Source organism: Streptomyces sp. NPDC001204, from assembly GCF_053598035.1.
In genome coordinates this window covers 76,309-98,059 of the sequence record NZ_JBSFJL010000016.1, presented here as the reverse complement: position 1 = coordinate 98,059, position 21,751 = coordinate 76,309, and the positions used below count along the sequence as shown (strand labels likewise).

General features: G+C 71.8%; 17 protein-coding genes. 15 read left to right on the top strand and 2 right to left on the bottom strand.

The window, feature by feature from the left end; translation table 11 throughout:
* Nucleotides 1–191: 191 nt before the first annotated feature.
* The 13 genes from ACWC91_RS22415 to ACWC91_RS22355 all read left to right on the top strand — a co-directional run bounded on the left by ACWC91_RS22415 (nt 192) and on the right by ACWC91_RS22355 (nt 15,730).
* Nucleotides 192–2,303: a glycoside hydrolase family 27 protein gene (locus ACWC91_RS22415; protein WP_450643511.1), complete on the top strand. Its 2,112-nt coding sequence runs from the start codon at nt 192–194 to the stop codon at nt 2,301–2,303.
* A gap of 233 nt (nt 2,304–2,536) precedes the next feature.
* A complete protein-coding gene (locus ACWC91_RS22410) occupies nt 2,537–3,829 on the top strand; it encodes an ABC transporter substrate-binding protein (protein WP_225077383.1) in 1,293 nt (430 codons plus the stop codon).
* 2 nt (nt 3,830–3,831) lie between these two features.
* Nucleotides 3,832–4,728, top strand: coding sequence for a carbohydrate ABC transporter permease (locus tag ACWC91_RS22405; RefSeq protein ID WP_225077382.1), 897 nt, complete (start codon nt 3,832–3,834; stop codon nt 4,726–4,728).
* Nucleotides 4,728–5,651, top strand: a complete 924-nt coding sequence (locus ACWC91_RS22400) for a carbohydrate ABC transporter permease (protein ID WP_450643510.1) — start codon at nt 4,728–4,730, stop codon at nt 5,649–5,651. Before ACWC91_RS22405 ends, ACWC91_RS22400 begins: the two co-directional genes overlap by 1 nt.
* The gene (locus ACWC91_RS22395) at nt 5,648–7,771 is read left to right on the top strand and encodes an alpha-galactosidase (RefSeq protein ID WP_450643509.1); all 2,124 of its coding nucleotides are present in this window, start codon (nt 5,648–5,650) and stop codon (nt 7,769–7,771) included. Before ACWC91_RS22400 ends, ACWC91_RS22395 begins: the two co-directional genes overlap by 4 nt.
* Before the next feature lie 83 nt (nt 7,772–7,854).
* Entirely contained in the window at nt 7,855–8,613 is a 759-nt protein-coding gene (locus ACWC91_RS22390; protein ID WP_281153930.1) for an SDR family NAD(P)-dependent oxidoreductase, read from the top strand.
* Nucleotides 8,614–8,662: 49 nt separating this feature from the next.
* Nucleotides 8,663–9,424 (top strand): FadR/GntR family transcriptional regulator, encoded by a 762-nt coding sequence (locus ACWC91_RS22385; RefSeq protein ID WP_376502907.1) that lies wholly within the window; start codon nt 8,663–8,665, stop codon nt 9,422–9,424.
* Nucleotides 9,421–10,572: a galactonate dehydratase gene (gene dgoD, locus ACWC91_RS22380; protein ID WP_450643508.1), complete on the top strand. Its 1,152-nt coding sequence runs from the start codon at nt 9,421–9,423 to the stop codon at nt 10,570–10,572. Before ACWC91_RS22385 ends, dgoD begins: the two co-directional genes overlap by 4 nt.
* Nucleotides 10,566–11,363 (top strand): hypothetical protein, encoded by a 798-nt coding sequence (locus ACWC91_RS22375; RefSeq protein ID WP_450643507.1) that lies wholly within the window; start codon nt 10,566–10,568, stop codon nt 11,361–11,363. The genes dgoD and ACWC91_RS22375 overlap by 7 nt, the downstream gene beginning before the upstream one ends.
* Nucleotides 11,364–11,389: 26 nt before the next feature.
* The gene (locus ACWC91_RS22370; protein WP_225077375.1) at nt 11,390–12,025 is read left to right on the top strand and encodes a bifunctional 4-hydroxy-2-oxoglutarate aldolase/2-dehydro-3-deoxy-phosphogluconate aldolase; all 636 of its coding nucleotides are present in this window, start codon (nt 11,390–11,392) and stop codon (nt 12,023–12,025) included.
* Nucleotides 12,022–12,936 carry an SMP-30/gluconolactonase/LRE family protein gene (locus ACWC91_RS22365; RefSeq protein WP_376502902.1) on the top strand — a complete coding sequence of 305 codons (915 nt, stop codon included), beginning with the start codon at nt 12,022–12,024 and terminating at the stop codon, nt 12,934–12,936. The genes ACWC91_RS22370 and ACWC91_RS22365 overlap by 4 nt, the downstream gene beginning before the upstream one ends.
* Before the next feature lie 10 nt (nt 12,937–12,946).
* On the top strand, nt 12,947–13,924 hold the full coding sequence (locus ACWC91_RS22360; protein WP_450643506.1) for a sugar kinase: 978 nt from the start codon (nt 12,947–12,949) through the stop codon (nt 13,922–13,924).
* Between the two features lie 435 nt (nt 13,925–14,359).
* Nucleotides 14,360–15,730: a serine/threonine-protein kinase gene (locus ACWC91_RS22355; protein WP_450643505.1), complete on the top strand. Its 1,371-nt coding sequence runs from the start codon at nt 14,360–14,362 to the stop codon at nt 15,728–15,730.
* A 274-nt stretch (nt 15,731–16,004) separates the two neighbouring features.
* Here the strand turns inward: ACWC91_RS22355 and ACWC91_RS22350 are convergent, their stop codons facing one another.
* Entirely contained in the window at nt 16,005–18,083 is a 2,079-nt protein-coding gene (locus tag ACWC91_RS22350; RefSeq protein WP_450643504.1) for a PQQ-dependent sugar dehydrogenase, read from the bottom strand.
* A 96-nt stretch (nt 18,084–18,179) separates the two neighbouring features.
* Nucleotides 18,180–19,142, bottom strand: coding sequence for a LamG-like jellyroll fold domain-containing protein (locus ACWC91_RS22345; protein WP_450643503.1), 963 nt, complete (start codon nt 19,140–19,142; stop codon nt 18,180–18,182).
* 535 nt (nt 19,143–19,677) lie between these two features.
* Between ACWC91_RS22345 and ACWC91_RS22340 the strand changes: the two genes are divergently transcribed.
* Together ACWC91_RS22340 and gap are read left to right on the top strand one after the other, a co-directional pair.
* Nucleotides 19,678–20,634, top strand: a complete 957-nt coding sequence (locus tag ACWC91_RS22340) for a GlxA family transcriptional regulator (protein ID WP_141365416.1) — start codon at nt 19,678–19,680, stop codon at nt 20,632–20,634.
* Nucleotides 20,635–20,739: 105 nt separating this feature from the next.
* Nucleotides 20,740–21,738: a type I glyceraldehyde-3-phosphate dehydrogenase gene (gene gap / locus ACWC91_RS22335; RefSeq protein ID WP_225077369.1), complete on the top strand. Its 999-nt coding sequence runs from the start codon at nt 20,740–20,742 to the stop codon at nt 21,736–21,738.
* The last annotated feature ends 13 nt before the right edge of the window (nt 21,739–21,751 follow it).

Below are 21,751 nucleotides of genomic sequence, written 5' to 3'. Positions count from 1 at the left end.
ATGTCGTACGGCAACGCGCCGTTGCCGCATCACCGCGCGATCCCGTTTTTAAGTTAATTAGCAATTAATATTGACAGGCTTGGGGGGCCTGGGCACAGTTTCCGCCGTGGCACCGGCGCCCGGCGGACCGGAGCGGGGTGCCCCACACCCCCAACTCTCGGGAGAATTAAGTGGCTTCGCATCGTGCAGGGATGGCGCGACTGCGGCGGACCGCGGTGGCGCTCGGCGCCGTGGCGCTGGTCGGGTCGATGGTCCCGGCGGCACACGCCGCGGAGGACCAGGGCGCGCCGCAGTACTACGACAGCGGCCTCGCCCCTACGCCGTACATGGGATGGAACACCTACTACGGGCTCGGCGCCCCGACGGAGGACCAGGTCAGGAAGGTCGCCGACTACCTGGTCAGCAGCGGGCTGCGCGACAGCGGATACGACATCGTCTGGCTGGACGGAGGTTGGCAGGCCGACCAGCCACGTGATCCGAAGACGGGCCGGCTCGTTGCCAACCCCACGCGCTTCCCCTCCGGCATTCCCGCGCTGGTCACGTACCTTCACCAGCGCGGACTCAAGGCCGGTATCTACACCGATGCGGGCGAGTACGACGGCGGCACGTGGTGCGGGCTCGGCAGCCGCGGCCACTACGAGGAGGACGCACGCCAGTTCGCCGGGTGGAAGGTCGACGCCATCAAGGTGGACTTCCTGTGTGGCATCGGCGCCGGGCTCGACCCGGGCCCGGCTTTCAAGGATTTCAGCGACGCCGTCGCCAAGTCGGGGCGGAAGATGCTGCTCAACCTGTGCAACCCGCTCACCGACGACTGGGGCATGCCGCACACCCCCGAGCAGGACGCGCACAACACTTTCGTCCATGGCCCGACGGCCGCCGACTCCTGGCGCACCGGCACCGACATCGCCTGGGGCACCCCGACGGCGGGGGAGTGGCCGAACGTCCTGCGCAACATGGACGCCAACGCCTGGCACCCCGAGGCCCAGGGCCCCGGGCACTGGAACGACCCGGACTACCTCATCCCGATGCGCAAGCTCACCGAGGGTGGCTATGAGCTGACGGAGGAGGAGTCCACCACACAGTTCGTGATGTGGGCCGAGATGGCCTCGCCGCTGGTGCTCGGCAGTGACCCGCGCACCCTGCCGAAATCGATGATCGACACCCTGCGCAACCCCGAGATCATCGCCGTCGACCAGGACCCGCTGGGCATCCAGGGCGTCCGCGTGGCGACGGATTCCGTCGGCGACGTCTACAGCAAGGTGCTCAAGGGCGCGGGCAAGCGGGCGGTCGTCCTGCTCAACCGCTCCGACCAGGCGCAGGATCGCACGGTGACTTTCGCCGACGCCGGGCTGACCGGCAAGGTCGCGGTGCGTGACCTGCGGGCCCGCACGTCGCGCGGCACCTTCAGCGGCTCGTACACGGTACGCGTCCCCGCGCACGGCACCGCCTTCCTCAAGCTGACCGGCACGGACGACGCCCCGGGCGCGCAGCTGCCCGGCCGCTCCTCGGCGAGCCCGGCGCTGGTGCGGGACGGTGACACCCTGACCGTCTTCACTCGCGGCGGGGACGGGGCCCTGCGCGCGCAGACCGCGCGCGGCGGTGACTGGTCCAAGGCCCGGACCACCGAGCTGGGCGGCCCGACGCGGGGCCGCATCCTCGGCCAGCCCGCCGCGTACGCCTCCGCCGGCGGCCGGATCGACGTCTTCGTCCGCGGCGCCGACGACACCGCCTACCGGCGCGTGTACGCGAACGGGCGCTGGGGCCGCTGGCAGAGCCTGGGCGGCACGCTGACGGACGCGCCGACCGCGGCCTTCTCCGAGCCGGACGACTGGACGCTGTTCGCGCGTGGCGCGGACGGCAAGCTGTGGTCCCGCGGCCCGGCCACCGGCTGGACCTCGCTGGGCGCGCCGCAGAGCCGCCCGTTCTACGGGCGCCCGTCGGTCGTCGTGGACGACGCCGGGCGGCTGCACGTGGCCGTGCGTACCGCCGACGACGCGGTGTGGTGGCGGTCCCGTGACACCTCTGGCAGGTGGTCGGACTGGACGGCCCTGGGCGGCACGATCAGTGGCAGTCCGACGCTGGTGGCCTCCGGCGGCACGGTGCACCTGTACGCCCGTGCCGGTGACTACACGCTCTGGACGCGCAGCTGGACCGTGTCCGGCGGCTGGGCGGGCTGGAGCAAGAACAACGCCTTCGTCAGCGGTGTCTTCGACGGCGCTCTCGGCGGCGTCGCAGGGTCCGACGGCGGCGTGCTCGTCGCCTTCCGCGGGGTGGACGGCCGCGTCCACCAGACCGGCCTCTGAGCACCGCGCGATCACCCCGCTCCGCTCGGCTTCACCTGCGTCAACCCGTACCACCCCGCGCCAACAGGTGTGCCTCCGGGCCTTGTTCGGCCGGAGGCACACCCTCCGATAAATAAATTAGTAATTAATCTTGACGGTATGCGGATCTCTGCGACAGGCTGTGCCTGCCGCGCCCGGGGCCGGGCCGTCAGGGGGCCTCAGCTCCGTTCCATGGGCACATAGGGAGTGCACAGATGACCGCCTTCAACGCCACCCGCCGCAGATTCCTCGTAGGAGCGGGCGCAGTCGGCGCCGGCGCGCTGCTCAGCGGCTGCGTCACCCAGAGCCCGTCCGCCTCCGGAGGAAAGTCCGGCGGCCCGGTGACCCTGCAGTCCAACCTCTCCTCCCCGCAGGCGAAGACCGCGATGCAGGCGATCGTCGCCGCCTTCGACAAGCGCGGCGACGCCAAGGCGGAGCTCAACACCGTCGCCTCGGAGACCTTCCGCACCCAGCTGCCGACCTACCTCACCTCGGCCAACCCGCCGGACGTGTACACCTGGTACCCCGGCTCCGTCGCCGAGTCGTACGCCAAGAAGGACCTGCTCCTCGGCCTCGACGACATCTGGGAGAAGCCCGAGCTCTCCGGCTACTCCGACGCGCTGAAGAAGCTGTGCACCTCGGCCTCCAGCGGCAAGAAGGTCTTCGTGCCCACCAGCTACTACTGGTGGGGCATGTTCTACCGGAAGTCCAACTTCGCGAAGTGGGGCGTGCAGGAGCCCAGGACCTGGGACGAATTCCTCGACCTGTGCGACAAGCTCAAGAGCAAGGGCGTCGCCCCGATCGGCCTCGGCGCCGGCGGCGACACCCCATGGGTCGCCTCCGCCTGGTTCGACTACCTCGACATCCGCGTCAACGGCGCCACGTACCACCGCGAACTCCTCGCGGGCAAGCACCGCTTCGACGACCCCGAGGTCCGCAAGGTCTTCGACAAGTGGGACGAGGCCCGTCCGTACTTCGACCCCAACGGCACGGCGATCCCCTTCCAGGACGCCACCACCGCCCTCCTCCAGGGCCGCACCGGCATGATGCTCATCGGCACCTTCTTCGCCGACGCAGCCCCCAAGGACGCCCTGGGCGACCTGGACTTCTTCCAGTTCCCCATCATCGACCCGAAGGTGCCGGTCGCCGAGGAAGCCCCCACCGACGGCTACTTCGCCAGCGCCCGCACCAAGCGCGCCGACGGCGTCAAGGAACTGCTGCGTTACCTGGCCACCGCCGAGGCACAGGAGCTCTACCTCAAGAGTTCGTCCGGCACGACGCTGCCCACGCACCCCGACGCCAAGGACGCCGGCACCCCGTTGGTCCTCAAGGGCCGCAAGCTCATCGAGGGCGCCGCCGACCTGACGCAGTTCTTCAACCGCGACTCCAGCGACGCCCTCCAGCCGACCGCCGACACGGCGCTCGTGCACTACCTGGCCAAGCCCAAGGAGATCGGCTCGATCCTCACCACGTGGCAGCGCAGCGCACAGAAGATCTGGAGCCAGTGACGATGGCACTGATCGGCTCCGCACGACGGTCCAGGGCCACGCGAGTGCCCCCGGTGGTCCTGGCCTTCGTCCTCGTCCCGCTGCTCGCCGAGGTGTTCTGGGTCTTCTGGCCGGCCCTCCAGGGCTTCTACCTCTCCCTGACCTCCTGGGACGGCCTGGCGGCCCCGAAGTTCGTCGGCCTCGGCAACTTCAGCGAGATGCTGCACGACGCGGTCTTCCGCACCGCCGCGATCAACACGGTGCTGTGGCTGCTGCTCTTCGGCGGGCTCTCCGCCGCCCTCGGGCTCGGTGCCGCGCTGCTGCTCCAGCAGGAACGGCGCGGCATCGGGTTCTACCGGGCGGCGCTCTTCCTGCCGGTGGTCTTCTCACTGGTCGCCACGGCACTGGTGTGGCAGGCCATGTACCAGCCGGACGGCCTGATCAACAACGTGCTGGAGGCCATCGGCCTCGGCGGCTGGAAGCACGCCTGGCTCGCCGACCAGGACACCGCCTTCTACGCGGTGATCGTGCCGGCGCTGTGGCGCCAGGTCGGCTACGTGATGGTGCTGTACCTGGCCGGACTCAAGGGCATCGACCCCGCGCTGTACGAGGCGGCCAAGGTCGACGGCGCCACCCGTCTGCAGCAGTTCCGGCACGTCACGCTGCCGCAGCTGCGCAGCGTCAACGCGGTCGTCCTGTCGGTGATCGTCATCGACTCGCTGCGCTCGTTCGACGTGGTGTGGGCCCTCACCCGCGGCGGCCCGTACCACTCCTCCGAACTGCTGAGCACCTACATGTACTCCACCGCGTTCCAGTCCCTGCGCCTGGGATACGGCTCCGCGCTCGCCGTCGTCATCTTCGTGCTGGCCTTCGGCGTCATCGTGAGCTACCTCGTGCGCGCCTTCCGGGAGGCCGACTGATGACCGCCACGCACACCACAGCGCACGTCAAGGACGCCCGGGGCGTTGCAGGCCAGGCCGGACCCGACAAGGCCGCGGTGCCCCGCCGACCCGCGCCGCGCGGTCGCGCCCTGCGCACGACCGGTTTCCACCTGACCGCCGGCCTGCTGTCCGCGCTGTGGCTGCTGCCGATCGTCCTCGTGCTCGTCACGAGCACCCGGACGTTCGACGACATCGCCGCGCACGGCGTCGGCAGCCGGCCGCACTCGTTCACCTTCGACAGCTTCCGGCAGGCGTGGGTGGACGGCGGCCAGCAGCGCGCCCTCATCAACAGCATGCTGGTCACCGTCCCCACCGTGCTGCTCTCGCTCGGCCTCGCCTCCATGGCCGCCTTCGCGCTCAGCCGCTACGCCCTGCCCTTCCGGCGCGTCCTGCTGCTGCTCATGCTCGGCGGCAACCTGCTGCCCCCGCAGATCCTGCTGATCCCGGTCTCCAAGCTCAGCGAACTGCTCGGCATCCACGACCAGCTGTACGCCCTGATCGGCGTGCAGGTCGGTTTCGGCATCGGCTTCTACGTCTTCGTCCTGCACGGCTTCATGAGGGCGATCCCCGGAGAGATCCAGCAGGCCGCCGTCATCGACGGCGCGAACCCGTGGCAGATCTACTGGCGGGTCATCCTGCCGCTGGCCCGCCCGGCGTTGGCCGCGCTGAGCGCGCTGTCGTTCACCTGGATCTTCAACGACCTGCTGTGGGCCATCACGGTGCTGCGCACCGACACCCGGATGCCCATCACCGCCTCGCTGATCGGACTGCAGGGCCAGTACGTGTCCATGTGGAACGTCATCGCGGCCGGTTCGGTGATCGCCGCCGCCCCGACGGTGGCCGTCTTCCTCCGCTTCCAGCGCCACTTCGTGGCCGGACTGAACCTCGGAGCCGTCAAGTGACCGCGCACGACGACCGGTGGCTGCTGCGCACCGACACCACCACCTATGCCGTCACCCTCGGCGGCGACGGCCGCTGGGCCGAGCTCGCCGCCTGGGGGCCGCACGGCGTGGAGGACGGGCCGTCACCCCTGGACTGGTCCCGCCGCACCCACTTCATCACCCCCGCCGACGCCGCCCCGGCCGAGTACATCCCCTACGGGCTGCGGCCGTTCACCGGCGCCGACCTGATCGCCTCCCGCCCCGGCGGCGACCGCGGCAGCTGGTGGCGCTTCACCGGCGCCACGCAGGACGGAGACCGGGCACTGCGCCTGGAGTTCGCCGACGACCTCCTCGGCCTGCGCACGACCCTCCACTACGAGACGGTACCCGGCACCGACGTCGTCCTGCGCTGGACGGAGCTCACCTGCACCGGCGAGACCGAGGCGCGCCTGGAGCGCTTCGACTCCGCGGCCGTCACCGTGCCCGTCCAGGGCGGCGCGCGGCTGACGTACCTGGCCGGACAGTGGTCACAGGAGTTCCAGCTCAAGGACGTGCGCCTGGAGCGCGGCCGCTTCGAGATGGAGAGCACCCAGGGCTCGGCCGGGCACGCGTACCACCCCTGGCTCGCGATCCAGGACGCCGCCGCCCCCGCCGAGGGCGCCACCCCCACCTACGGCATCGCCCTGGAATGGTCCGGCAACTGGCGGATCACGGCCGACGCCGAGCCCGGCGGCGCCGTACGGGTGCGCGCCGGCCGCGTGCCCCACGAGGGCGCGGTCCGCCTCGCCCCCGGCGCCACCCTCGTCACGCCCCGGCTGGCCTGCGCTTTCAGCCCCGACGGGCTCGACGGGCTGGCCCGCGTGTGGCACCGCTACGAGCGGCACCTCACCAGCGACCGCATCGACCGGCCCCGCAAGGTCCTCTACAACTCGTGGGAGGCCACCGGATTCGACGTCGACGCCGCCGGCCAGCTGGAGCTCGCCAAGGCCGCCGCCGAGCTGGGCGCCGAACTCTTCGTCGTCGACGACGGCTGGTTCACCGGACGTCCCGACGACTCCGGAGGCCTCGGCGACTGGGACCCGGACCCGGCCGAGTTCCCCGGCGGCTTCGACCGGTTCGTCGAGGACGTCCGCGCCCTCGGCCTGGACTTCGGCCTGTGGGTGGAGCCCGAGGGCATCAGCCCCCGCTCCAGGCTCTACGCCGAGCACCCCGAGTGGGTGTACCGGATCGACGGCCGCCCCGCCACGCTGGTGCGCAACCAGCTCCTGCTCGACCTCGGCCGCGAGGACGTCCAGGACTTCGTGATCGGCACCCTCGACCGCCTGCTGGGCTCCCACGCCATCAGCTACCTCAAGTGGGACATGAACCGGCCGCCCACCGAGCGCGGCCGTCCCGGCCACCCGGCCGGGCCCGACCCCGAGCAGCACGACCTCGACGCCGCCCACGTCGCCGGCTACCTCCGCGTCCTGGACCACCTGCGCACCGCCCACCCGCACGTCACCGTCGAGGGCTGCGCCGGCGGCGGCGCCCGCGTCGAGCACGCCACCCTCGCCCGCACCGACGTGCTGTGGCCCAGCGACAACACCGCGCCCATCGACCGGCTGCGCATCCAGTACGGCTACCTCCACGCCCACGCACCGCACACCATGAGCTCCTGGGTCACCGACGCCCCCGGCGTCTTCGACCCCCGGCCCCGCTCGCTGGCCTTCCGCTTCGTCAACTCCATCGCGGGCGTCCTCGGCATCGGCGCCGACATCCGCCACTGGACAACGGAGCAGCGCGCCGAGGCGGCGGAGTGGATCGCCCGCTACAAGGAGATCCGCGACGTCGTCCACCACGGCGAAGTCCACCTGCTGGGCAGCCCCGCCGACCCGACGTGCGGCATCCAGTACGAGGAACGCGGGAAACACAGCGGCGCCCGCCTGGTGGTGACCGCCTGGAACACCGGCCCGCTCGACGGCGCGCCCCTGGTGCCCGGCCGGCCCGCCCGGCTGCGTCTGCGCGGCCTGCGGCCGGACGCCGTCTACACCGACACCGCCACCGGCACCCGCTACAGCGGCGCGTACCTGATCCACTCGGGGCTCCCGCTCGCCTGGACCGCCGGACACGACGCGGAGTTGACCGTCCTGGCCCGGCAGTGACGACAGCGGAAGAATCGGCACTCCATCCGCCTCTCGAACATCTGCACCCCGCCTTCCCCCGCGAACAGGAGACGATCCACCCCATGAACCCAGCCGCCCGCTTCACCAACCGCGTCGCCGTCGTCACCGGCGCCGCATCGGGCATCGGCGCGGCCACCGCAGCACGCCTCGCCGCGGAAGGCGCGGCCGTCGTCCTCGCCGACATCGACGCCGAACGCGGCGAGGAGACCGCCGAGCGGCTGCGCCAGGACGGCGCCCGCGCCCTGTTCGTCGCCGCCGACGTCGCGAGCGAGGACGACTGGCAGCGCGTGATCACCGCCGCCCACAGCTTCGGGCCCGTGGGCGTCCTGGTCGGCAACGCGTACACGGTGGCAGTCGCCCCGGCCCACGAGACGAGCCTCGCCTCCTGGGAACGGCAGCTCTCGGTCAACCTCACCGGCGCCTTCCTGGGCGTCAAGGCGACACTGCCGGACCTGCGCGAGCACCGTGGGGCCGTGGTACTCGTCTCCTCCGTCCACGCCCACCGGGGCATCCCCGGCCACCCGGCGTACGCGGCGAGCAAGGGCGCACTGCTGTCGCTGTGCGGCCAGCTCGCCGTCGAGTACGGACCGTCCGTCCGCGTCAACGCGGTGCTGCCGGGACCGATCCTGACCGCCGCCTGGGACCGGGTCCCGCCGGCCGACCGCGAGCTCAGCGTCGCCGGGACCGCGGCGCGCCGCTTCGGCACTCCCGAGGAGGTCGCCGCCGCCGTCGCCTTCCTCGCCGCCGACGAAGCCTCCTACATCACCGGATCGAGCCTGCTCGTGGACGGCGGCTGGAGCGTCGCCAAGGACTCCGCCTGACGGAACCGACCGCTCCCGCCACCGACCGACCAGCAAGAAAGGCAAACACATGACGCCATACGCGCGCCGCGGAGTGCACGGCCAGACCGTGGAGACCCTCGCCCGCCGGGTGCTCAGCGGCGAGATCCCCGAGGGAGCGACGCTCGACATGGCGGCCCTGCAGAGCGAACTGGACGTCAGTCTGACGGCCCTGCGTGAATCGCTCAAGGTGCTCGCGGCCAAGGGGATGGTCGACGCCCGGCAGAAGCGCGGCACTTTCGTCCGGCCCCGCTCCGACTGGAACCTGCTCGACGCCGACGTGCTGCGTTGGCAGTTCTCCGAGCCGAGCGGCACCGGCGCCGACGCCGCACTGCTCCGTAACCTCGGCGAGGTCCGCCGCATCATCGAACCCGCCGCCGTGCGACTGGCCGCGGCCCGCCGCACCGACGCCGATCTCGAGGCAATGGAGGCGGCACTGACCGCCATGGGCAAGGAGGGAGGAGCGAGCGACGCCGTCAAGGCCGACCTCACCTTCCACCGGGCGCTGCTCGCGGCCACCCACAACGAACTGCTGGAACGCATGGAGATGGTCATCGAGTCGGGCCTGGCCCATCGCGACCAGCTCGTGCACAGCGCCCCCCACAGCGAGGACCCGGTCCCCAGCCACCGAGCCGTCCTCGACGCCGTGCGCGACCGGGACCCGGACGCCGCGGAACACGCCATGCGCGCCCTGCTCGACCAGGCGACGCGCGACCTCGACAAGCTCAGCGGCCCGTCCGCGTCCGAGGGCGCGGAACACACCGCCGAGCAGAAGGACGGCCAGGCACAGTGAAGATCGAGCGCGTCGAGACCTTCCTCGTCCCGCCCCGTTGGCTGTTCTGCCGCATCGAGACCGACGACGGTATCGTCGGCTGGGGCGAGCCGGTGGTGGAGGGCCGGGCCGAGGTGGTCCGGTCAGCCGTCGAGGTGCTGGCGGAGTACCTGGTGGGCCAGGACCCGCTGCGCATCCAGGACCACTGGCAGGTGCTGAGCAAGGGCGGCTTCTACCGGGGCGGCCCGGTCCTCTCCAGCGCCGTCGCCGGCATCGACCAGGCCCTGTGGGACATCGCGGGCCGCGCGCTCGGGGTGCCGGTGCACACCTTGCTCGGTGGCCCGGTCCGCGACACCGTCCGGGTGTACGCCTGGGTCGGCGGCGACGAACCCGAGCGGCTCAAGGAGGAGGTCACCGCCCAGGTGGAGGCCGGCTTCACCGCCGTCAAGATGAACGCCGCCGGGCGCACCCCGCCGATCGGCAGCCGCGCCGAGACGGCTGCCGTCGTCGAGCGTGTGGCGGCCGCCCGCGAAGCCCTGGGACCGCACCGCGACGTCGCCGTCGACTTCCACGGCCGCTTCAGCGCCGCCAACACGCGCCGTGTTCTCCACGAGATAGCCCCGCTGCACCCGCTGTTCGTCGAGGAACCCGTTCTGCCCGACCAGGCACACCTGCTGCCCGGACTGGTCGCCGCCTCGTCCGTACCGCTGGCCACCGGCGAACGGCTGTACGGACGGGGGGACTTCCTCCCGGTGCTCACCGCGGGCGTCGCCGTGGCCCAGCCGGACCTGTCGCACGCCGGCGGGATATCGGAGGTCACCCGGATCGCCTCGCTCGCCGAGACCTTCGGTGCCCACCTGGCGCCGCACTGCCCGCTCGGCCCCATCGCGCTGGCCGCCAGCCTCCAGGTCGCCTTCGCCACACCCAACTTCCTCATCCAGGAACAGAGCCGGGGCATCCACTACAACAAGGACGCCGACCTGCTGTCCTACCTGGTCGACACCGAGCCCTTCCGCTTCGTCGACGGCCAGGCGCACCGCACCGCACTGGCGCTGCCCGGACTCGGCATCGCCGTCGACGAGGACGCGGTTCGCGCCGCCGACCGGTCCGGACACGCCTGGCGCAACCCCGTGTGGCGGCACACCGACGGCTCCTTCGCGGAATGGTGACCGGCACCCGGCTCCCGGTCTCCGTGGTCGCCGATCCGGACCACGGCGGACGCTGGACCTCGCTGACCGCGGGCGGCCGCCAATGGCTGTGGCACCGCGAAGAGCCCCGCCGCCCCCTGGTCCGGCCCGGCGACCCCTTTGCCGACGCCGGCGGACTGGAGGAGTGCGTACCCACCGTGCGCGGGCTGCCCGACCACGGGGATGCCTGGTCACGGCGCTGGCGCAGGCACGGGCAGTCGGACGTCGTGGAGTGCCCCGACTTCCGACTGACCCGACGCCTCGGTACGGAGGCGGGAGCCGCCGTCGCCGACTACACGCTCACCGCAGAGCCCTGCTACCGCTTCGTGTGGGCCGCCCACGCCCTGCTGGACCTCTCGCCGGGTGCGTGGATCGGCATCGACGCATCCGCGGAGACCCGGCTCTACCCGGACGAGGGCGCGGGCTGGATCACCGGGCACTGGCCGCGCGTCGACGGCATCCCGCTCGACCGGCTCGGCCCGGACGACGGGACGGCCGTCGGAGCGGTTGTCCTCACCCAACGGGTTGCTGTGCACGACGGCCCCCACACGCTGCACCTGTCCGTCGAAGCCGCCGGACAGCCGGTCGCGGTCGCCCTGTGGCGCAACCTCGGCGGCTTCCCCCAGGACGCGCCGTACCGCTCGACCGGCGTCGAGCCGATGCTCGGCCGCGTCTTCGACCGCACGGGGGCGACCGACGGCGACACGGCCGTCGTCCCGCCCTCCGGCGAGGTCGCCTGGCGGCTCACCGTCACCGCGACCCTCCGCCCCTGAACCCCCATCACCAGAAGGGACGTCGGATGGACCTGCTCGCCGCGCTGCGCGCCCACCGGTTGCTCGCCATCGTCCGCGGCAGCGACCCGGACGCCGCGCTGACCACCGTGCTCACCCTCGCCGAGGAGGGTGTCACCCTCATCGAGGTCTCCCTCAGCGGACGCGACGCGCTGGACGTCATCGCGCGGGCCCGCGCCGCACTCGGCCCGGACGCGACGCTCGGAGCCGGAACCGTCCTCAGCACCGAAGACGCACATGCCGCCCACAAGGCCGGGGCCGCCTTCCTCGTCACCCCGGCGGTCAGCGACGGCATCGCCACCGGGCGGGAACTCGGACTCCCGGTGCTCGCCGGGGTGATGACCCCCACCGACATCCTCCAGGCACTGCGGCTCGGCGCCGACGCCCTCAAGCTCTTCCCGGCCGGCAGCGCCGGCGGCCCCGGCTACCTGCGCGACCTGCGCGGCCCCTTCCCCGACCTGCCCTTCGTGCCTGTCGGGGGAGTCGACGCGGAGGCCGCCGCCGCTTACCTGAGGGGCGGCGCCACGGCCGTCGGCGTCGGATCGCCCCTGATCGGCGACGCCGCCGAGGGCGGCAACATCACAGCGCTACGCCAACGGGCCCGCATCTTCCTGGACGTCGTCCGCGCGGAGGCCCGCCCGTGACCGCGACCGTGCCCCCGGCCGTCCTCGGGACCGACCGCCTCGAACTCGGCGAGGGCATCCGCTGGACGGACGACCGCGCCGTGCTCACCGACATCCTCAGCGGCCGACTCCTCGCCGCCCCCCACGACCCTGCCGCGCCTCTGGCCCTGATCGCTCAACTGCCCTGCCCGCTGGGTGCGGTGGCACCGGTCGAGGGCCACCCCGGCCACTGGATCGCGGCCGCGGGCACCGGCATCTGCCGCATCGACCCCGCGGGCCGGGTCGCATGGATCGCGCGACCCGAGGACGACGCCCCGGCGCCGATGCGGATGAACGACGGCGTCGCCGACCCCCACGGCCGCTTCTGGGCCGGCAGCATGGCCTACGACACGACCGAGGACGCCGGCTCCCTCTACCGCCTGGACCGCGACGGCCGCGTCACCCGCGTCCTGCGGGACATCACCATCCCCAACGGTCCGGTCTTCAGCGCCGACGGCACCGTCATGTACCTCGCCGACAGCGCCCGGGGCGTCATCCTGCGCTGTCCGGTCGACCCCGCGAGCGGCGACCCGGGCACGCCCGAACCCTTCGTCACGCTCACCTCCGGCAACCCCGACGGGATGACCACCGACATCGATGGCGGGCTGTGGACCGCCGTCTGGGGCATCGGGCAGGTCCACCGCTACCATCCCGACGGCAGTCTCGACCGGATCGTCGACCTGCCCGCCGAACAGCCCGCCGGACTCTGCCTCGGCGGCCCCGACGGCCGCACGCTCCTCGTCACCAGCGCGCACATCGGCCTGCCCGCCCCGGGAGCGTTCGACGGCGCCGTCTTCGCTGTCCGGGTCGACGTGCCCGGCGCCCCGACCGCCCCGTACCGCCCGGCGATCCCCTCCGCCCCGGACCCGGCGGCCCGCGCCGACACACTCTAGGAAGCCCACCATGAGCACCCACCGGCCACTGCGCCCCGGCCCCGTGGTCTGCGTCGGCGAGACCATGGCCGCCCTCGCCCCCGACCCCCTCGGACCGTTGGACGGCGCCGACCTGTTGCGCGTCGACATCGCGGGCGCCGAGTCGAACGTCGCCCTCTATCTCGCCGACCACGGCATCCCCGCCCGCTGGGTCTCCGCCGTCGGCGACGACCCCTTCGGCCGCCGCGTCCGCGCCCGGATCGCCGCGGGCGGCGTCGACGTCAGCGGCGTCCGCACCGACCCGGAGCGGCCCACCGGACTACTGCTCAAGGACCCGGGCACGCATGGCACCCGCGTCCACTACCACCGCGCCGGATCCGCCGCCTCGGCCCTCACCCCCGACGTACTCGACGATCCGGCGGTGGAGGGCGCCGCGCTCGTCCACCTCAGCGGCATCACCCCCGCCCTGTCGCCCGATTGCCGCGCCCTCGTCGAACGCGCGCTGCGCCCCGACCGTCCGTGGCCCGTCAGCTTCGACGTCAACCACCGGCCCGCCCTATGGGCCGGCCGCTCGGCGGCCGACGTGCTGCGGCCGCTCGCGGACCGGGCCGACATAGTCCTCGTAGGCCTTGACGAGGCCCAGGCCCTGTGGGGGGACGGGATCACTGACGCCGTACGGGTCCGCGACCTCCTGCCCGGCCCGCGCGTCCTCGTCGTGAAGGACGGGGACCGCGCCGCCACGGCCTTCGTCGGCACCACCGCCCACAGCGTGCCCGCCCTGACCGTGCGCGTTGCCGAACCGGTCGGCGCCGGCGATGCCTTCGCCGCCGGATTCCTCAGCGGGCTCTTGCGGCAGTTGCCCGTGGACCGCGCCCTGCGGTTGGGCCATCTGACCGCGGCCTCGGCCCTGAGGATCGCCGCCGACCACGGCCCGTTGCCGGACCCCGCCCTCGTCACGGCGCTCCTGGACGCCGACGAGGAGACCTGGCGGGCCGCCGTGATCGACTGATCAGCGGGCCTCCGGCCAAAGCGTGGTGGCCGCCCGCCGCGGCTGCCGGTACCACTGCCGGCCGGTCGGATGTGGTGCCCGCAAAGCCGCCATCCGAAGGCGCGTTGCAGCCGGCGCACGTACCACCCGGCGGGCACCCAGGCGCGTTGACAGCTCTTCACCCGAGTGGATCAAGGCCTGATAGCCTGCCGAGGTCTTGGCGAGGGGGTCTCATCAGCATCGGCTCGCAACCCGGCTACCGCACTATCAGCGACCCTGCCCCCAGGCGGTGTCTCACCTCGCGCAGGAAATGTCCTCCCGATACCGTGGTGAGCCGGCAGCTGCGATCCGGCATGGTGCGTACCTGTGAGTTCGTTCCCGACAGTCATGGAGAGGGCGTTCGGCGTGTTGTTGGCGGGTCGGTACCAGTTCGAGGAGCTTCTCGGCCGAGGTGGAATGGGAGAGGTCTGGCGCGCACGCGACGAGGTCCTCGGCCGCCCGGTCGCGGTCAAGCTGCTCCTGGCCGGTGGCGTTGACCCGACGGCTGCGGCGCGCTTCCATCAGGAGGCGCAGACGACCGCTCGCTTGAGCCACCCCAACGTCGTCGCCGTGTACGACTTCGGCCAGGCCGACGGCCGCCTCTACCTGGTCATGGAGATGGTCCAGGGACACAGTCTCGCCGAGCAGCTGGCATCGGGGGGACCTCTCACGCCCCGCGAGGTGGCTGCCATCGGCAGCCAGACCGCCTCAGGCCTGGCCGCCGCGCACCGGCAGGGCATCATCCACCGCGACATCAAGCCTGCCAACCTCCTTCTGGTTCCGGACGGCACGGTCAAGGTGGTCGACTTCGGTATCGCCCGTCTCGCCGATGACACGGCGGCCGCGCTCACCAGCGCGGGCATGATCGTGGGAACGGTTTCCTGCCTCGCCCCCGAACGCGTCCTCGGAAAGGACGCCGGTCCTGCCTCCGACATGTACGCGCTCGGCTGCGTACTGTACGAGCTTCTCGTCGGGCACCCCCCGTTCCGCGCGGATACTCCGACGGCGCTGCTCTACCAGCATGTCCAGGAGTCGCCGTTGCCTCCGCACAGCGTGGGGGTGGAGCTTCCGGTGGAGCTCGAACAACTCGTCTTGTCGCTGCTCGCCAAGGAGCCGGAGAACCGGCCGGACGCCGAGGGGGTTGCCGACTGGCTGTCCGCCCCCGAGAGGTGGAGTGCGACCCCGTCGGCGGGGCTCACACCACCGCCTGCCCCGGGGCGGGTCGCCGCGATGGACCGCACAGCCGCGCTGCCGGCGCCCACGACACGACGATCTCGCAGCCGTAACCGCCGGCCACGCACGGTCGCGATTTCGGGGATCGCAGCGGCGGCCCTGGTGGCCCTGGGTTTCTTCCTGTTCCAGCCCGACCCCACGGACGTCGCCTCCGGTTCGCCCGTCCTCCCGTCCGCCACTGATGCTTCAGTGCCGCCTCCGCCGGAGCACGGGTCAGCCACCGCCCCCGCCGTGACCGTCGACGCGCTCGCCGCATTGTCGGACGATCCCGGGGTGCTGCTCAGCCAGCTGTCCCAGGCGCTGAGCGACGCCGCGAACCAGGGCCGCCTCGACCCGCACCTTGCCCACGATCTGGAGCGCAAGCTCTCCGAGGCCAGGGACAAGCTGGCCGAGGGCAGGGAGAAAGGGAAGGACAAGACCAAGGACGTACGCAAACGGGTCCGCGACGTCCGGCACAAACTCGCTGACGCCGAGAAGGATCACGAGTTCACCAGTACCGCGGAGCTCGACCGGCTCCTCACTCACCTCGCTTCCGTGGTGGAGGATGACTCCTAGCCAGGTCGGAAACTGATGGGCGAGGCGGTGGCGGCGTCAATCTCAAGCGACAGGCCGGCGGCGTCCGCCGCCGCGGCCACCACCACCGCGGCGACCGCGCCTCCTGCGGCGAAGGCGAGGCCCGGCAGCCACAGTGGGCGCGGACCGGTGGCGCGGGTCGTGCGACAGCCCCGGATGTGACCGTCAGGGCTTCACGGCCCGGAAGAACCGCGGCCGGGGACCGGCTGGCACCCAATCGCGGGGCGGGCCGAGGTCTCGGCCCGCCCCCGCGAGGTCAGTCGCCGGCCGGAGTGCCCGTCACCTTCAGGTGGCGGACGCGACCCACGTTGTCGAAGGATCCGAAGCCCACCCGGCCCGAGGCGAAGACCGGGTCGGTGGCCGTGATCAGCGGATTGGGACTGCCGTCCAGGTAGACGGCGGTCTCACCGGTGTCGGCGCAATGGGTGAGACGCACCTTGTGCCACCCCTCGTCCTTGATCGCCGGAGGCGCGCCGACGGTTCCGTTCCACTGGTCGTCGATGCGCAGCCGGTCGGCATCGTTGACCGTGAACATACCGTTGTGCGGGTAGATGGTGTTGTCGCTCGACAGGTGCGCGTACTGGAATCGAGTGTCCGACTGATAGTCCCAGATGAGAATGACGTCACGGTTGGTGATCTCGACGGGGGTGTCGATCCGAACCTCCGCCTCGACGGTGACGGAGGAGTAGCGCGGGCCCGCGGTCAGGACGGCGTACTCGAAGGGGCGCCGCGGTCCCGGGCGGGCGACGCCCGGCTCGGTCATGATCGTCTCGCGTTCGGTGTACGCCCACTTGGCCGGGGTGACCGGTGCCCAGTTGCCGGGGCCGGTGGTGTGGGTGGTGGGGGTGTTGCCGATCTTGCAGTCGGCAAAGGTGCGGGTCCCGGTCACCTTCCAGACCTTGCCATTGGCCTTCGAGACGATGTACAGGCCGCCGTCGCGGTCGGAGCCGAAGCGCAGGTCGACACGTTGGTCGCCGGCGAGGTCGCGCATGGTGACCGCCTTCCCGGACGACTTGTCGAAGAGCATCAACTGCTCGAGCGGCGCGAGGTCGGCGCCGCGGCGCATGTCGCGGGTGTCCGCGGCCAGGATCCGGCCGTCCACGAGGTCGCCGAAGATGTACTTCCCGCGCAGCGCCGGCGCGTCCTTGCCGCGGTAGACGAAGCCTCCGGCGATGGCGCGGCCCACGTCGGACCGGCAGTCCCAGCCGGGTTCCGGGTCGTGGTCGTAGGCGGCGACCGGGTAGGTGTAGCCGTACTGGGCGTCGTCGGCGGGAAGAGGGAGGATGCGGGCGCACGGGTCGGTGGTCTTCTTGTCGAATGCGAAGGGGCCCTCGCGCTCGCTCCAGCCGAAGTTGTCCCCGGCCTTGACCTCGTACACCGACTCGATGGCGTGCTCGCCTATGTGGCCGAGATACATACGGTGGCTGCCGCCCGCGTCCCAGCTGAAGCGGTGCGGGTCCCGCATGCCTATGGCGTAGATCTCCCCAAGGGCACCGGGCTCACCGACGAACGGGTTGGACGCGGGGATGCCGTACCGGCCGTTGGCGCTGTCGCGGCCGGCGGGATCGATCCGCAGAAGTTTGCCGTGCGGGAGCGCCAGGTTCTGCGGTTCGCTGTTGCCGACGCCCTGCCCTCCGTCGCCCACCGCGAGGTAGAGGAGGCCGTAGTCCTCGTCGTGGGGCTTGGCCGTCGGGTTGAAGTCGATCTGCTGAACGCCGTGGACCTGGCCGGTGAAAGCGATACGCAGCACCTCGCGATGGGTGCCGTGGAAGACGGCCGCGGAGGGATCGTCGGCGGTCCACTCGGTGATGACGCCGTGATAGGTGAGCGTGCCGGCCTGCCGGAAGTCGGGGGTCTCGGTGGTCTGCGACGCGAGCTCGGTGTGGATCGTGTAGAAGCGCCCGTTCGTGCCGAACTCCGGGTGGAACGCGGCGTACCCGAAGCCCTGGCCGAGGCCGCGGCCCGAGAAGAAGTGCGGGAATGCGGCCTTGACGTCCAGGTAGGGGTGCGGGGTGCCGCCGGAGGTACTGGTCGCGGCGCCGGGGTCGGTGAGGTACAGGGTGCCGTTGAGGTCGGGAGTCGCCATCCGGCCGGAGCCGTCGGGGAGTTCATTGATGGTGTTGATCCGGGCGTGGCGCATCAGGCGCGGATCCGTTGGTGCCGGAACGGGTTCCGACTTGGGGAATTGCGCGAACTCCTCCAGGACGAGGCCCGTCGTGGACTGTGCGGGCTTCTGCGGAATGGGGTCGGTCAGGGCGGCTGCCGCCGCGGCGGGCTCGTCTGCGTGGGCAGGGGCGGCGAGACCGCCCAGGGCGAGGGCTGCGCTGACGGCCACGGCCGCCCAGGTCCTTCGATACGTACGTCGTGACGCCATGCGGGTCCCTTCGGGCTGGCGCGAGAAGTAGGGAAGAACGATCCGGGACGGGAACGGTCAGCGGCTCCGCGTCATGCGCTGGTACTCCGCCGCCACCGCTCCGGCCGGCACCGGGCGGTCCAGGAACAGGAGGTCGTCCATGCGGCAGTCGCAGGCGTTGTTCTCCTGGGTGTTCTGGGGGAAGCTGCCGCCGATCTTGATGCCGCGGGGATCTGTGGGCGAGGCGCGGTGCGGCGCCGGCGTGGTGGAGAGTTCCCAGGGGTCGCCCGGCGTGACGTAGAAGCCGTCCAGGGGCTTGCCGTCGCGGTAGAGCGCGAGGGTGCCGTCGCGGAAGTCGAATGTCGCGGCCAGGTGGACCCATTCACCGCGGGGCAGCAGTTCCTCCCAGGGGGCCTCGGCGGCGAAAGTCTGGGAGGCGCCGCCGTCCAGGCGTCTCCCCAGCGCGACCAGCTTCAACTCGCCGTTCACCTGGATGAGTTCGAGCAGCGCACGCACCGCGTGGCCGTCAGAGGTTCCGGACAGTACGCCGGCCAGTCCGACCGCGTTGTAACGGTCGCTCGGGTTGGCCGTGTTGGAGTTGAGGGCGGGGTTGTCGCCCGTCATCTTGAACCAGCCCATGACGGTGGCGCCGCGGGCACTGCGGAAGGCCCTGAGGGACGACATGCCCTCGGCGTCCCAGGCCCCGGCCTTCCAGTCGTCGTTGCCCGCGGTGGCCGGGTTCTGCTGGCGCACCTGCAGGGCGGGCGAAGCACCCGGGTACGCTTCGTCGGCCACGCGCATCGCGGAGCCGCCGTTGATCAGGCTGAGCGTGGTGCCGGAGCGTCCGATGTCCAGCTCGCGACCGGGGTCGGCGGGGTCCGGGTGTCCGAAGTCGTACGCCGCCACAGCCTGGGCGCGCAGCGGAGTGTGGACGGTTGAGGGGTGGGCCGCCTGGGCCGGAAACGTGGCGGCGGCGAGCGAGGCGGTCGCGGCGAGCGCGGCGACGGCGAGTGAGTAGCGTCTGGTGTGGGGCGGTGTCATACAGCCTCCCAGCGGCACTGAAGGGGCGTTCGGCCGGGTTCTCCCGACCGGCAGAAAGCGCTTTCGTCCGCGTGCTGGGACCATGTAACCCTTTTGCCGCGCCCAGGACAATGGGCGTGTACTCGCCAATTTTTGAGCGCCCTTCGGCGGCGGCGCGGACCTCGTTGGGGACAAAGATGCTCGGAGCCGGCCATGCGTGGCCGCAGTTGGCCTTGCATTCCAAGGGCAGTGAGCCGAACGCCCCGTCGCTGTAGGGGCGGCCCGTGACGGGGATGCACACCATCCGTGGCGTACGAGTCCGGGTGCATGAAGGCGGTGTGGTCCGGGATGATCCAGTTCGGGTTGGTCACCGTGCCGGCAGCCCGCCGGCGAGGAAGCTGCCTCGCACCCCGGCGAGCGGCTGGACCAGTGCCGCGAATGCGGCGCCGGGACCGTTCGTGAAAGCGCCGGCCGCGCACCGTGCCCGGTTCGGGGTGTGGTCTGTCCGGTCCGCGCAGTGAGCGCATCGAAGTCACGCCCCGCGTAACCTCTTCCTGTGCCAGCCTCCCGCCTGCGTCGTGTCGCCGTCCTCGTGCTCGAGGGCGCGAAGCCGCTCGATGTCGGAATTCCCGCGCAGGTTTTCACGACCCGCGCGAGCATGCCGTACGAGGTGCGGGTGTGCGGGGCGACCCCCGGTCTCGTGACCGGCGGCGATGGCCTCGCGTACTACGTCGCCCACGGCCTCGACGCCCTTGCGTGGGCCGACATCGTCTTCGTTCCCGGCTACCGGTTTCCGGACCGCGACGACCCGCCGCAGGCCGTCGTCGACGCACTGATCGCCGCCCATGCTCGGGGCGCGCGGCTCGCCGCCATCTCGACGGGCGCCTTCGCGCTCGCCGCCACGGGCCTGCTCGACGGCAGGCGCGCCACGACGCACTGGCACTACACGCGGGCACTCGTGGCCAGGCATCCGCTCGTCCAGGTCGACGAGGACGTGCTGTTCGTCGATGAGGGCAGTGTGCTCACCTCGGCCGGCGCCGCCTCCGGCATCGACCTCTGCCTGCACATCCTGCGCGGCGACCTCGGGGTGGCCGCGTCCAACCACGCGGCCCGCCGCCTGGTCGCGGCCCCCTACCGCAGCGGCGGCCAGGCCCAGTACGTGCCGCGCAGCGTCCCCGAGCCGCTCGGCGAGCGCTTCGGCGCCACCCGTGAGTGGGCACTGCACCGGCTCGGCGAGCCCCTCACCCTCGACATACTGGCGCGGCAGGCCGGGGTCTCGCCACGCACGTTCTCCCGGCGCTTCGTCGAGGAGACCGGCTACACGCCGATGCAGTGGGTGATGCGCGCCCGCATCGACCTGGCCCGCGAACTGCTCGAGCGCTCGCAGCGCAGCGTCGAGCAGATCGCCGCCGACGTCGGGCTCGGCACCGGCGCGAACCTGCGCCTGCACTTCCAGCGCATCCTCGGCACCACACCGAGCGAGTACCGGCGCACCTTCACCCGGGGTGAGTAACCCGCCCGGCACCGTGGCGGGATCCTTTTGAACCGTGGCGATCCCGCCACTGTCGGCGGCGCGAGCCGCGGGCGAGCCTGGTGGCGAAGGAAAGGGACATCACTCATGACTCGCATCGCCATCAACGGATTCGGCCGCATCGGACGCAATGTGCTGCGCGCACTGCTCGAACGCGACAGCGCCCTCGAGATCGTCGCCGTCAACGACCTCACCGAGCCCGCCACTCTCGCCCGGCTGCTCGCCTACGACAGCACGGCCGGCCGTCTCGGGCGTCCCGTGACCGTCGACGGGGACACCCTCGTCGTCGACGGCCGTCGGATCACGGTGCTGGCCGAGCGCGAGCCCGAGCAGCTGCCGTGGGCCGAACTCGGCGTCGACGTGGTCCTGGAAGCCACCGGCCGCTTCACCTCGGCCAAGGCCGCCCGCGCCCACCTCGACGCGGGCGCGAAGAAGGTGCTCGTCAGCGCGCCGTCGGACGGTGCCGACGTCACGCTCGCGTTCGGGGTCAACACCGACGCCTACGACCCGGCCGTGCACACGATCGTCTCGAACGCCTCCTGCACCACCAACGCGCTCGCGCCGCTGGCCGCGGTCCTCGACGAACTCGCCGGCATCGAGCACGGGTTCATGACGACGGTGCACGCCTACACGCAGGAGCAGAACCTGCAGGACGGTCCGCACCGCGACGCCCGTCGCGCCCGGGCCGCCGGCGTCAACATCGTGCCGACCACGACCGGTGCCGCCAAGGCGATCGGCCTGGTGCTGCCGAACCTCGACGGCAAGCTGTCGGGCGACTCGATCCGCGTGCCGGTGCCGGTGGGCTCGATTGTCGAACTCAACACGACCGTCGCCCGCGACGTGACGCGCGAGGACGTGCTGGCGGCGTACCGCACCGCGGCGGAGGGGCCGCTCGCCGGCATCCTCGAGTACTCGGACGACCCGCTCGTGTCGTCCGACATCACGGGAAACCCCGCCTCTTCCATCTTCGACTCGGCCCTCACCCGCGTCGACGGCCGCCACGTCAAGGTGGTCGCCTGGTACGACAACGAGTGGGGCTTCTCGAACCGCGTGATCGACACCCTCGAGTTCCTCGCCGCCCGCTGACCGGACGCCAGGG